This is a genomic window from Conyzicola sp., assembly GCF_057073975.1.
The window spans coordinates 1-13,179 of record NZ_JBXMIS010000020.1; the positions used below are offsets into that span (position 1 = coordinate 1).

General features: G+C 65.3%; 8 protein-coding genes. 3 read left to right on the plus strand and 5 right to left on the minus strand.

Going from position 1 to position 13,179, the window contains the following annotated elements:
- The 4 genes from AC14A7_RS01975 to AC14A7_RS01990 all read right to left on the minus strand — a co-directional run.
- Positions 1-457: lysophospholipid acyltransferase family protein (locus AC14A7_RS01975; protein WP_484006203.1), on the minus strand; the 457-nt coding region annotated here is incomplete at its 3' end.
- Positions 458-535: 78 nt separating this feature from the next.
- Positions 536-6,337, minus strand: coding sequence for a DUF4011 domain-containing protein (locus tag AC14A7_RS01980; RefSeq protein ID WP_484006204.1), 5,802 nt, complete (start codon positions 6,335-6,337; stop codon positions 536-538).
- A 55-nt stretch (positions 6,338-6,392) separates the two neighbouring features.
- Positions 6,393-7,769 (minus strand): HNH endonuclease signature motif containing protein, encoded by a 1,377-nt coding sequence (locus tag AC14A7_RS01985; RefSeq protein WP_484006205.1) that lies wholly within the window; start codon positions 7,767-7,769, stop codon positions 6,393-6,395.
- 124 nt (positions 7,770-7,893) lie between these two features.
- On the minus strand, positions 7,894-8,781 hold the full coding sequence (locus AC14A7_RS01990) for an IPT/TIG domain-containing protein (RefSeq protein ID WP_484006206.1): 888 nt from the start codon (positions 8,779-8,781) through the stop codon (positions 7,894-7,896).
- Positions 8,782-9,032: 251 nt separating this feature from the next.
- Between AC14A7_RS01990 and rpsO the strand changes: the two genes are divergently transcribed.
- On the plus strand, positions 9,033-9,302 hold the full coding sequence (rpsO, locus tag AC14A7_RS01995) for a 30S ribosomal protein S15 (protein ID WP_484006207.1): 270 nt from the start codon (positions 9,033-9,035) through the stop codon (positions 9,300-9,302).
- A gap of 121 nt (positions 9,303-9,423) precedes the next feature.
- Here the strand turns inward: rpsO and AC14A7_RS02000 are convergent, their stop codons facing one another.
- Positions 9,424-10,488: a hypothetical protein gene (locus AC14A7_RS02000; protein ID WP_484006208.1), complete on the minus strand. Its 1,065-nt coding sequence runs from the start codon at positions 10,486-10,488 to the stop codon at positions 9,424-9,426.
- Positions 10,489-10,566: 78 nt separating this feature from the next.
- Here AC14A7_RS02000 and AC14A7_RS02005 point away from each other — a divergent pair, with 78 nt between their 5' ends.
- Together AC14A7_RS02005 and AC14A7_RS02010 are read left to right on the plus strand one after the other, a co-directional pair.
- Positions 10,567-11,175 carry a hypothetical protein gene (locus tag AC14A7_RS02005; protein ID WP_484006209.1) on the plus strand — a complete coding sequence of 203 codons (609 nt, stop codon included), beginning with the start codon at positions 10,567-10,569 and terminating at the stop codon, positions 11,173-11,175.
- Positions 11,176-11,370: 195 nt separating this feature from the next.
- Entirely contained in the window at positions 11,371-13,146 is a 1,776-nt protein-coding gene (locus AC14A7_RS02010) for an adenylyl cyclase (RefSeq protein ID WP_484006210.1), read from the plus strand.
- The last annotated feature ends 33 nt before the right edge of the window (positions 13,147-13,179 follow it).

Genomic DNA, 13,179 nt, shown 5'->3' on the forward strand with positions numbered 1-13,179 from the left:
CAACGTCAAGTCGGTCTGGACCGGCGACGGCGAGCTGGAAAAGATCGCCGCCACCCACAAGGTGAAGCTGAACCTGATCCACTGCTACCGTTCCATGAACTACATGTTCCCCGTTGCGCAGTGCCGCGACCGCCTCGGCGTAGGCATCGGCTCCCGCTGTCATGTCGACCGAGATGTGGCGCATGCTGCGCATGAGCCAGCCGACCACCGGCTTGTCGAAGACCGGCTTCTTCGCCATGAACCGGATGCGGCGACGGTTGTGCTGCCACGTCATCCACTCGACGAGGGCGAACTCGAGGTAGCCGAAGTGCGTCATGGCAATGACGGCACCGCCGGTGTCTGGAATGTTCTCTGCACCCCTCGCCGACGGCCTGACCCGCAGTGCCGCGAACATTGCCCGCCCGGCTCCGATGGCCGCAGTGTAGATGGGCTCGCGGTGGAGGCCGGGCGTTCTCATGCTCTCAGCGTATGCATGAATCTTGTGCAAATGCCACGGGTCTTGTCGAGCCGAGCAGACGTCCGCGGGGGCGATCCGTCAGCTCTCGCCCGCGACGAAACGGTCGTTTTCAAGAGCGATGCGCCCATCGCTCTTGGCCAGCTGCGCTGCGTCGCTTAGCCACTTCCGTCCCTGTTCGGTGAGACGCCCGTAGCCAAGCACATCGGAGGTCTGCTTCAGCAGGTCGTCGATGCTCATGCTGAACGACTCGCGAATGAGTAGCTCCATAACGTTTGCGATCTCGTGCGGGCTCACCTCGACGAGCGCGCGAATGGCCGATGACGGAGAGCGTCGAGCGCCACGCCAGGTCGCCGGCTCGATGCCGCTCGGCCAGCAGAAGCCGGACGACACTGTGAACTGCGCGTGCACTATTTCGGCGATCTCTGCCTGTTTTGCGGCTCCGATTCGCGAGTAGCCAAACCGGCGGGCAACTGTCGACACGAGTCGAGCTACGGGAATCGGCCCTTCCACCTCGAGCACCTCTGTGGCGATTCTCACAATGGCAGGCTCGGCCATTCTCATGTTGTTGAGCACTGACTGCGACGCGATGACACTGTCGGGTGCCGACACGAAGTCCGGAAGGCGAAGGGCACTCGTCGACGCTGCGAGCTGGGAGACCGCGAGTGTGGGCGCAGCGACTTCTGCCGTCGGCACGAACTGCGGCTTGACGGCGATCGGCTGCTCCATGAGGTCACGTACTCGGTCGAGCACCGCACGGCGGTCACGCAGCCAGGCCGGTAGCCACACACGCATCGTGGAAGGCCAGCCCATGATGTCGATGAGCAGTTGTGATGAGCCTTCGCGGTCGGACACGGACGGTCGAGAGGCCCACCCGACTCCGTCGACCATGATGGCGAGGCGCCAGTCGACGGCTCCCTTGGCACGCACGGCGAGATCGACCGTGAATGTTGAGAGGCCGAGGTGAGTGTCGACGTCATATCCATCGGCTCGGATGGCCGCGGCGAGCTCCTCAACAAATCGGCTGTGACTCTGCTCGTGGCCCTCATCGATTCGACGTCGTTCTGAGGCCGGGGTGGCGGCAAAGGTCAGGTAGCTCTTCAGGTCGGCGATCGCTCTCGAGTTTGACCTCTTGAGGTCGATATCCGATGGGTCGAACGAGCTGAACAGCACGATCTGCTTCCGGGCGCGGGTGATCGCCACATTGAGCCGACGTTCGCCACCGGTGAGGTTGAGCGGTCCGAAGTTGAGCGGAAGCACGCCGGTCTTCTCGTCCTTCGAGAAGGCAAGTGAGAAGAGGATCGTGTCGCGCTCATCGCCCTGTACGTTCTCAAGGTTCTTTACGAACAACGCCTCGCCTGCTTCTGCGGTGAGGGCGCTGCGTATCAGAAGGTCGGGGCTGTCCTCGAGCTTGTTCAGAATCAGGTCCCGCTGTTGGATGTTGAAGCAGACGACGCCGATTGAGTCCTCCCGCGTGGCCGGATCCCGCAATCGCGCGCCGATCTCATCGACGATGGCCTGTGCCTCTACCTCGTTGGTGCGAGAACGGCCACGGTCGAACGTGCCGTCGACGCGCCGCCAGCTCAAGCCAGAGCTGTCGTCGATCACGGGCGAGGGAAGGCTGACGAGCTTGCCGTCGTAGTAAGTGCGGTTGGAGAAGGCGATAAGACTCTCGTTCTGCGAACGGTAGTGCCACGACAGCCACAGTTGCGGCAGTCCTGACTCGACGGCCTCCGACAGAATGCTCTCGAGGTCCTCGACAACCAGCTCATCCTGTGAGGCACTGGAGTCCTGGCTCGCGTCGACCTGCATGATTCTCGTCGGCGGCATCTGCTTGGAGTCGCCGACAACGATCACAGCCTTGCCTCGGCCCATGGAGCCGATGGCCTGCGGCACGCGAATCTGGGAGGCCTCGTCGAAGATCACGAGGTCGAACTCGATCGAGCTCGCGTCGAGAAAGTGGGCGACTGAGCCCGGACTCATAAGAAAACAGGGCACGACGGATGTCAGTGCCCGAGGGTATCGCCGGGTCACCTCGCGGAACGAGAGTCCGCCGCGCTTGCGATCGATCTGCCGCTTGAGTTCCGCCACCTCACCTCGCAGATTGGTCACGTCGAACGGTCGCTCGGCGATCAGCCGTGCTGCGATCGCCGACCGAAGGTTCTCGCGAGAGGTGGCGCTCTGCTCGAGGTACGACGAAGCCGCCCGGTCGAGGGAATCCCCGTCGAACGAGTCGAGACCTCCCGCTGCGACGCGCTCGCTCAAGGATGCGATGGCCAGGCCCCGGAGGAGGGCCTCGGGTGCGTCTGTCGGTGCGATGACGACGGCAGCCAGTTGATCGGCGAACACCGACAGTCCGCTCGATGAGAGATTCGCGAGCAGGCGCCGCGTCTCGGCGAAGCGCTGCAGTTGAAGCAGTCCCGTGCTCTCAAGGTCGCGACGCCAATTCGGATCATCGTGGTCCCACGCCTCGACCCACGGTCGCTGCCCGAGCCAGTGCCCGACCGTGACCGCGCTGCCGTCAATGGCAGCGAGCCACTGATTCCATGCCCCGTCGAGCTGACGCAGGGTTTCAGCATCCCTCGCGCCGATTGTCGGTAGCAGGAGTGCGGCATCGTGCGCGTACGTGGTCAACCAGACGATGTTGTCTGCGGCAAACCGGGCTTCCGAGAGGTGGGTGGCGGCACCGGGCAGGTAGGGAAGCCACTGTGTCGGCAGTCGCAGCCCGGCCGTTTCCCTTGCGTTGGCGATGAGCGGTTCGGCTTCGGCACGAACTGCCCGAAGAGCGGTGAGGAACTCTGTGAAACGTTCGGCGGGGATGGTGACGCCGGGACTGAGCAGCGGCTCGATGCGCTTTCGCATGGACCGGCGACGCAGCTCTGGAAAGAACCAAGCGGCATCCAGCTTGGTAGATCGCTCAACGAACTCGCCAAGCTCTGGCAGCTCGATTGCTTCTCGCGTTGCGTCTGCGAGGGTGCGCTCGTGGGTGCTGCGATAGGCGGCAAGTCGCTCGCCAAGCTCGGCGACGGTGGTGCGCCATGATGGCCGGTCGATATAGGCGACATGTCCCGGCTCTGGCAGGAGTCCCTGATCTCGCGTTCCCAGCAGCCGCACGACGGCGCTGAGCCCGGCGGCGGGGCGCAGGCCATCGAGAGCCGAGCGCCACTCTGCGCTGAGCTGCTCCACCCTGTCTCGTGCCGTCGCTAGCGTCTGCAGTGCGTTCGACAGCTGGTCGGCATTCAGGCGATCGGCTGTCTGTGTGCCGGAGATGAGCCAGTGATGTCCGGGGCGGAGGCCGAAACGCGAGGCCGCGTCGGAGTAGTCGCGGGTTGTCTGCGCGATGTCGATGGTCGGTGTCGACCGCAGCCAGGGGAGCGGGATTGTCGCTGTCGGGCCTTCTCCAAGGGCGATGGTGGCGTCATAGGCAGACCAGACCGAGTAGCCGTGCGCATTCGTCTCGTGAACGAGCGACGGATACCGTTCGAGTTCGATGATTGCCGAGCGGAGGCGCGCATCTGTCGCATCCCACGCAACCTGGTCGACCGCGACCCGCTGCTCTAGGCCCGCCCTCAACTGCTCGCGAATCGAGTTCATGGACTGCTTGGCGCCGTGGAGCTCAAGCGTGAAAGCGCCAAGTCCGATCGCCTCGAGTCGACGTTTGACTACCTCGAGCGCTGCTTGCTTCTCTGCGACGAAGAGGATCTTCTTACCCTCTGTCAGCGCGTGGGCGATGAGATTGGTGATGGTCTGCGACTTGCCTGTTCCCGGTGGGCCCTCGAGCACGAACGACTGTCCACTCGTCGCCCGCACGACCGCGGCCATCTGCGAGCCGTCGGCGGCGATGGGCAGCCGCAGTGACATCTCATCGACCGCTGGTTCGGCGTCGCCGTTGGGGTCGTCGAAGGTCTCGCCCGGTGTCTCGACGAGGTGTCGAACCACCGGATTCTCCATGAGTTCACGCCAGTTGGCGTCGAGGTCTTTCCAGATCTGGAAGGTCGAGAACCGCAGGATGGCGAGACTCGCTGATTCGTCGATCCGGTAGGGGAGTCCGGCATCCAGCAGCTGCTTTCGGATTCCGGTGAAGACCGTCTTTATCGCGATACCTGACTCGTCGAGCGCCGGGTTGGCGAGCTCGGTGAGATCGAGGCCCTTCGTTGTAGTGAGCCACTGCAACAGACAGAGGTTCGGCTGCGCGAGTTCTGCGCCGTCGAGCTTCATTGCGTAGTTGGTGAAGGCGAGGCCCCCGGTGAGGCGCACGGGCAGCAGAAAGAGCGGGGCGCGCGCCTCGGACCCATCGGCCTTCGTGTGCACGAGTGCGCCGAGGGTCAGGTAGAGGTAGTTGCTACCGCTTTCCTGTTCGAGGGTGTCTGCTTCGCGCTTCATTGCGCGCAGCTGCCGTCGGTGCGCCGCGTCGGCCTGGGTGGAGAAGACCGTGCGGGTGGTCTGGAAGTAGGCGATCATCTGCTCCGGTGCGACCTCGCTGGCGACACGGATACCCGCAAGCTTCTGAAGGTCGGTCGAGTCTGTTCCGCCGATTACCTTCACCGACTTTCCAGAGTGCACGACGTCATCGAGCATCGGCAACATGCCGCCGGGCACGAGTAGGTCGAGCACTTTCTGGCTGTTGGGCAGGTTGAGCAGTGGGTTGCGCAGCGTCAGGTCGAGCAGGTCGCGCTTCCAGCTCTTTAAGCGTGGTGGGGAGTGGTCTTCGCGCTCCAGCACCCCGCGCACAACCTCCTCTGCCTCGATGAAACTCGAGAGGTTGCGCCGACTCGACTTGGCGACGAACGGTCGGTCGAGGTCGACTGCTTCTTGATCTTCGACCTCATCCGCGCCGCCGGTGAATTGCGGCATGGGCCGAATGCCGTCAAGTCGCGCCTTGGTGATGTCGACCATCGTCTGCAGCTGGTCGAAGTTGTTGCGGAAGTAGTCGGATGCCACCTTGTGCGCTTTGCGAAAGCTCAGTGTGCCAGCGCCCGGGCCGACGCCGGTGAGTTCGACAGGAACGACTGCGCCGAGCTCAACCATGTTGGTGAGCACGTTCACCTGGGTGATGGCGGCGGTCTCGCCCCATTGCTGTGAGCTGTAGAAACCTGCAAGGGCGTGAGTGCGGGTGATGAAGATCACAGGGAACAGTCCCGCTGCCTCGATGCATGCTGCGTACAGCACAGCGAGGTCGGCGCAGGTGCCGAACCGGTCGGTGAGCACTTGCTCTGTCGTGCGAACCTTCTGACCGGTGCGCTCGAAGGATGCTGGGGGATTGATATAGGTGATCTGGAGTCCACGGATGGCCTCGTAGATCGCGGCCCCGATTTCGTGGGCACGCTCTGCGCCTGCCTGGTAGCCCTGCAGCGAGCCGCTGTTGGTCTTCTTCATCAGCAGGTCGGATGCAGCGCGAAGGATGCGCGTGACCATGCGCGTGTTCGGCTGCACGAAGGCCGCGATCGCAGGGTGGAGCCCGGGAAAGTTGAGCCACTCGTTGAAGGCACTGACCTCAACGGCCGCGAGGACGCGCGCGCCCTCCGTCTCGCCGGTGGCCATGGCGTGGAGGTCGAGCGTGCCCATCGTCGACTCCGTGGCCTTGGAGAGCACGGGAGTGAAAACATCGAAAGTGCGTGGGTCGTCGATGCGGGTAGCACTGTTGTTGAGGATCGGCCCGGGCACCGAGCGGCTCCACACTGTTTCTCCTGCGCCGGTCATGGCGAGCGAGCCTGTGAGCTCGAGGCCCGGGAGGTCGCGCCCGGTCTCGTTGTGCACCACGAGGGCTCGAATGAACGGGATACCGCTGACCCCGAGTGAGAAGTTCGCACGCGGCTGAAACTCCGCTTGGATTCTGATGCCGTTGCCGACGCCGTCGAGCACCTCGTAGAACTGTGTCTCCATTGCTAGAGGCTAGTTGTTGAGCGAGGATTTCCCGACTTCGCGTTGCCGCGCGCTGTCACGTCATCATCACCCGGGCACGCCCGAGCGGACGGTATGCCTGCTGTGGGTCGATCCATGGCGGTGCCAGGAGGGTTGGCCTGCCGCGAATCATGCGCATGGTGAACTCGGAGGCGTGCAGCATGCGGTGGTGCGCGGGGCAGAGTAATGCCCCATTGTCGACGTCGGTTCTGCCGCCGTTCTCGTACTCGATGACGTGGTGAGCGTGACACCAGCTCGGAGGTGCTGTGCACTGCGGCCAGACACAGCCGCCGTCTCGCACAGCAAGGGCCTTCCGCTGCGCCGTGCTGAAGAGGCGCTGCGTGCGCCCGAGACTGAGCACCTCGCCGGTCGCGCCGATCACGATGCGGGCGAATCCGGCGTCGCAGGCGAGTTCTTGCACGGTCTGGGCCGAGACGGGCTCGTCGACGTCGTCGAGCCAGCCGACTCCGGTGCCGTTCTCGAGGTCACTCAGGTGGATGACGGCCATGACGGTCGAGGTAGCCTGCATGCTGCCCGGCTGGCCCTGGGTGGAGCGCAGGCCGGCGGTGATGAGCCCGAAGGCGATGTCGAACTGGCGCTGCTCACGCGTGCGCGGGTCGCGAAGCACGGTGATGACGTCGGCATCCGACTCCGAGCCGCCGCTCGCGACCTCAGCGGGATCAAGGAAACGCGGCGTGACCCCCGGTCTGCTGCGCTCGGCGAAGGCGGCACGCAGCAGTGCCGCCGATGTCGGGTCGGCGGCCCCGCTGAACGGTGTCATACCGTTGCGTTCCTTGCCGAGGTGGAATGCGCGCCGCTCCCGCAGCTCGGCATCGCGCGGGGCGGCGCCGTCGGGGTCGAGCGTCTCGCGCCAGACCCGAGCGTGCACCGCGACGAGGTCGGCAGGCTCGCGCTCGGCGACTGCCACGAGGGCCTCTTCTGCGGCGAGAACGGCGGTCGGGGTGGCGGCGCGCTTCGTCGCCTGGGTGAGGCAGTGGATGATGGCGCTCGCGGCATCCTGCCCCAACGCCCCACAGCGCATGGCGCTCGCGACCGCGGGCCAGGTCGGGGGAAGAACGTCGCCGAGCAGCCCCTGCCGCGGACTGATCACGGCACCGAGACGGATGCGGCGCGCGGCCTCGGCCTGCGGCACCCGCGTGATGTGCTCGACGAGGTGAGCGCCCCGCGTGTGCCCGAGGCGCTGCGCGAGCCCCTCGCGCCCGAGGCTGAAGCGGGAGCGCTCGTCGACCTCCGCGGCCCCGAGTGCTCGCGCGGTGTCAACCAGCCGGCCGAGCTCTTCGAGCTGACCGACCAGCAGGCACAGCTGCTCATCGCCCAGCGCGCTGAAGGAGGCCCCGGCGACCCCGGCGAGCGCGTCACGAGCCTGCTCGATGAGGTCGATCTCGGTTGCCATGCCTCGATAGTCGCACCAGCCACTGACATTCCGAAAATGCTGATCAAGGGTCAATTGGGGCCGTGGATGACGAGGAAGAATCCCTCGTGGTAGGGAGCAGTCGACCCTGCAATCCGTCGACCCGTCAGCGTGCCTGCTTCGTGGGGGATCGGCGCACCCGCGAACGGCTGCCCAGAAGAACCACCACGAGACCGCCGCCGACAGCGACCGCGGCGGCGATGGCAGTCGGCACAACCCACGGGGCACCGGTGAACGCGAGAGCACTGACCTCGGCGCTCTGGGGGCTGACCGCGTTCCCTCCGGTATCGACGTCGGCTTCGCGAACCGTGACCGTGACGCTAACGCTCGCCGAACTCGGCCCGTAGCTCGGCGGTTGTTGCGATGCGGTGAGTGTGTGCGGGCCGAGGCTGAGGGCTGTGTCGGGTCGACACGACCAGATGCCGCTCGAATCGACGATGGCGGCGCAGATCGTGGTCGGTCCCTCGCGAACGGTCACCGTGTAGCCCTGAAGCCCTGTTCCGCTGATCAGGAGGTTTCCGTCGGTGAGCACGCTGCCGTCACTCGGAGAGGTGATCGTCGGTGCAGCGAGAGGCGATACCTCCACATAGGTGTAAGTGAGGCTCGGCGAGCTCGTGCCATCGGGTGTGGTGACGCTCACCGAGACGGATCCCGCAACATCGATCGGGGTGGTGAACTCCAGCGAGGTCGGGGATGTGACGGTGACGAACTGCGGTGCGATCACGACGCTTCCAATGGTGACGGAGGTGCTGTCGACGACGAAGTCGGAGCCGGAGATCGTCACCAGCTGGCCCCCATTGGTCGGCCCGGTGTCGGGCGTGATGGAGATCGCCGTCAGCGCTCGCAGCGACGCGGGGTGCCCAGCGGCCCAGCTCGAGGGCACGGGGGAGGCGAGCATGGCGAGGGCAAGGGCTGCCACTGCGACGGCAGCCTTCACGAGAGTGGGCACCACTCGCGACCGCCATAGCGCACGGGTGGTCGGTTCTGCATTCATCACGGCTCCTCTGTGTCGACCCCCGTGTCATGCACCCCAACCATTACGCACAGTAGTTTTGGCTGTTTCTGCGCCGTAGGGTCGAAAGTCCCTCGCGAAATGGGCCCGGCTCGTGCTCGACAGATCCGAGGACCGCGGAGCCTGGTGTGCATCTCTGCTAAACTCACAAGGTTGCCGTCTAGCGGCCGCGGATAAAGAGAGCTCACGCATCAGGCGATGGGCACCGCGCAACAACGAGGAAGGGGCCTTCTATGCCACTCGCACCAGAAGCCAAGAAAGCGATCATCGACGAGTACGCAACTCACCCGGGTGACACCGGTAGCCCCGAGGTGCAGGTCGCAATGCTGACCGCTCGCATCAAGGACCTCACCGAGCACCTGAAGGAGCACAAGCACGACCACCACTCGCGTCGTGGCCTGCTTCTGCTGGTCGGCCAGCGTCGTCGTCTTCTCGGATACCTCTCCGATGTCGACATCAACCGGTACCGCTCGCTCATCGAGCGTCTCGGTCTGCGCCGATAACGCGCTGCCGAAAAAGCACTGCCGATAGCGCGCTATCGATAGACAGAAGTCGACAAGCTCGCCGCTGATACCGCGAAGTCTTGGAACGGGCCGTCACCTTCGGGTGGCGGCCCGTTTTGCTTCACAGGATCTCGAAATCGGCCATGAGATCTGCCTCCACGCCGATCATGTCGCGAAACGCCGTCTCTGTGATCTCGCCATCGGTCGTCAGGATGGTGCGCACGACGATGTTGGCCCGCTGCAGGTCGTAGACGTAGTAGCGGCCGTACTCGCTCTCCTCCCGCCACCCGACAGACGCGATGGATGCGGGCAGGTCGAGCGCCGGAGCGGCGGAGACGGGCATCCGCTCCCAGGCCTCGGGGGAGTCGACGCGATAGGCCGGACATGCCTCTATCGCGCCTGCCAGCCGCGCCATGTGCTCGTCAGCCTCTGCCGTGGTGTCGAACACCCGAACCGCCTGCTGGATGCTGGAGTACCCACCTTGGGTCGACCGGGCGACGGTGTAGTCGATGCGATCATCGGACTCGACGATCTCATCGAGTTCGGCCACGACGGGAGAAGCGAAATAGCTGAAGTAGCACGCGGCCGGGCTCGCCCCCGCCTCGTTCCAGGATTCGGCCGTGTAGAGGTGCTCCTCTGCTGGGGTCATCGAGGCGAAATCGCCCCACTCCCCGTCGGTGAATCGAAGGTGCATGCCGGCGAACGCGGAGTCGGCCGCGATGGTCTCGCCGAGCACCGACGGTCCGAAGCAGGGGTCGACGCAGTCGTCTGGGCTAGCCGCGGTTGACGGGCCCGGCTCACCGTCCACGAGGTCACGCAGCTCCGGCACGTAGTACTCTGCATCGGCATCCTCGCTGGCAGTTTCGCTCTCACCGAGACTCTCGGGAATCGAGCTGGCCAGGTTGCCGATCGCCACGATTCCCACCACCGCGAGCGTCACGAGTCCGACTCCGACGGCAACTGAGGCTGCGACGATCCACGGAGTCCAGGACCGACCGGCCGTGGACGTCGGCACGGGGGTCGCATCAGCAGGAGTCGTCGGCGGGCGCTGCGGAAAAGCAGCGGGCGGCGGGTACGCACGAAGCTCCGCGTCGCTCGCGCGCGGAACCACGGGCGCGGGCTCGAGCGGTGCGAAGCCGTCGGGAGGGGTGTCGGTCATCGTGCTCCAGATCAGGGTTTTGCTCACCCTATCGACCCCGACGCCGCACCGCGAACTCCCCGAGAGGGGGTGGCCGGCGGGTCCGTTCGGGGTGAGGATTGCACCATGGGCACTCGCATGGCGACGCGCGTCATTGCCGCGGTCGCGGCATCCATGATGCTGCTCGCTGGCTGCGCAGAAGCGCGACAGGCACCGCCCAGCGGGGTGAGCGCCACGGAGCTCGAGCGCTACCGGCAGTACATCGGCTCGCGCATGTGGGAGTTCACCGGTCTGCCAGAGAGCCTCCGGCCGGAGGTGGCCGCCACGGTCGTCGATCCAGAGCAGTGGAGCGAGCTGCTCGGCGCGTGCGGCGATACCGCGGCAATCGCGACGGCCGCGGGGGAGCAGGCGGCGATCATCAGCGAGTACAGCTGTCGCATGCGCTACCAGTTGAGCGCGGAGCAGCTGGGGCTGCTCAACGAGGCCCAACTCGACTACCTCTACGACTACTACCAGGACACGCTGGTCCCGTGCCTGCAGCTCCACGGCGTCGAGGTGCGATCCGCCCTCGCGCGCGCCGAGGCGGTCGACATCGGGCGGTTCGGCGCCTACCCGTGGAATCCGTACAGCGACCTTCTCGACTTCACGATGGACGACCCGGATGACGTCGCCGTCTGGCGAGACTGCCCCGCCTTCCCGCCCGACGCAGTCTTCGACCGCTACTGGCAACGGTAGTTCTACCCTCGAACAGGTGACAAAAACCTAGACACTATGCTTACCGGTCAGTAAGCTGCGAGCGTTCAGCTAACCACCTAGCGGCCATCGTCGTCCGCATACAGGCGCCTGACCGCCGCGTACGACGACCGCAGAGAGCAGGTCGACGTCGTGTTGAGAAAACTGATTGCTGCAGTGGGGGCCATAGCTCTCGCTGTGGGCACCCTTTCGATCGGAGTGGGGGCGGCATCCGCGTCTCCTGTCTCCGCTGACAAGAAGCCGGTGCCGTCACAGGAGTTCGGCCCCGCCGTGAAGGTCTTCGATCCGAGCATGTCGGTCGCCGACATCCAAGCGGTCGTTGACGCGGTCGCGGCAGAGCAGACCGACAACGAGATGGGCGAGGCGCGGTACGCACTGCTCTTCAAGCCCGGCACCTACGGAACCGTGGAGAACCCCCTCGTGTTCACGGTCGGCTACTACACCGAGGTGGCCGGTCTCGGCCTCTCGCCGACCGATGTGACGATCAACGGGCACGTCGACGTGCACAACCGCTGCATCACGCCAGACAACTGCATCGCGCTCACCAACTTCTGGCGGAGCCTGTCGAACCTGACTATCAACGTCGCGGGAGGCGAGGGCTGTTATGCCTCAGCCAACTTCTGGGCGGTCTCGCAGGCCTCGCCGATGCGTCGGGTCAACGTCACCGGGGGCAACCTCAGCCTCATGGACTACTGCACCGCCGGCCCCCAGTACGCCAGCGGCGGCTTCATCGCCGACTCGCAGACCGGCTTCGTCATCAACGGGTCGCAGCAGCAGTTCCTCGTGCGTAACAGTTCTATCGGCGGCTGGTCGAACGCGGTATGGAACCAGGTCTTCTCTGGAGTGATCGGGGCGCCAGCCCAGTCGTTCCCTGACCCGCAGTACACGACGCTCGCGACGACCCCTGCCACGCAGGAGCGCCCGTACCTCTATGTCGACAGCTCCGGCAAGTACCGGGTCTTCGTTCCGAACCCGACGGTCGACTCTGCCGGAACGACCTGGGCAGACGGTCCGACGGCCGGCACGTCGATCCCGCTGACCGACTTCTTCGTCGCACGGCCCGGCGACTCCATCAAAGACATCAACAAGGCGCTCTCGAAGGGAAAGCACCTGCTGCTGACCCCCGGTGTCTATGACGTCGACCGCTCGATCGAGGTCAAGCGGGCGAACACCATCGTTCTCGGTCTCGGCATCGCGACCCTCACGTCGGTCGACGGGGCCATCCCGCTTGTGGTCGACGACCAGCCGGGCGTGGATGTCGCCGGCATCATGATCGACGCCGGCGAGGAGGGCTCCGACACACTGCTGCGCATCGGCAAGCCACGCGGATCCAACCACCGCAGCGACCCGGCCAACCCGGTCGCGCTGCAGGACGTCTTCTTCCGTATCGGCGGGCCGCACGCGGGGTCTGCCGAGACCTCGCTCGAGGTCTTCAGCGACGACGTCATCCTCGACAACATCTGGGCGTGGCGTGCCGATCACGGCCAGGGTGTCGGCTGGGATGTCAACACGGCACGCAACGGCGTCGTGGTCAACGGAGACAACGTGCTGGCCACCGGCCTCTTCGTCGAGCACTACCAGGAGTACAACCTCATCTGGAACGGAGAGAACGGTAAGACGGTCTTCTTCCAGAACGAGCTGCCGTACGACGCGCCCAACCAGGCAGCGTGGCAGCACGATGGGGTGCTCGGCTGGGCCGGGTACAAGGTCGCCGACGACGTCGAGCAGCACGAGCTGTGGGGAGGCGGGGTCTACATCTACACCAACGTGGATCCGTCGCTGCACGCCAGCAGCGGGTTTGAGGTGCCTGTCGCACCGGGTGTGCGACTGCATGACCTCGTGACAGTCAACCTCGGCGCAGGCACCATCGACCACGTGGTCAACGACAGCGGTGCGCCGGTCAACAGCGGCGCCGTCGGCGTCGGCAGCTACATCGTGGAGTACTCCGGATAGGGCGCGGACTGGGGGGGGAGGGGGGGGGGGGGG

Excerpts from the sequence above, each read along its gene's own strand:
- AC14A7_RS01990 (WP_484006206.1), bottom strand. The coding sequence starts at position 8,781 with ATGAATGCAGAACCGACCACCCGTGCGCTATGGCGGTCGCGAGTGGTG.
- rpsO (WP_484006207.1), top strand. The coding sequence starts at position 9,033 with ATGCCACTCGCACCAGAAGCCAAGAAAGCGATCATCGACGAGTACGCA.
- AC14A7_RS01980 (WP_484006204.1), bottom strand. The coding sequence starts at position 6,337 with ATGGAGACACAGTTCTACGAGGTGCTCGACGGCGTCGGCAACGGCATC.
- AC14A7_RS01985 (WP_484006205.1), bottom strand. The coding sequence starts at position 7,769 with ATGGCAACCGAGATCGACCTCATCGAGCAGGCTCGTGACGCGCTCGCC.
- AC14A7_RS02005 (WP_484006209.1), top strand. The coding sequence starts at position 10,567 with ATGGGCACTCGCATGGCGACGCGCGTCATTGCCGCGGTCGCGGCATCC.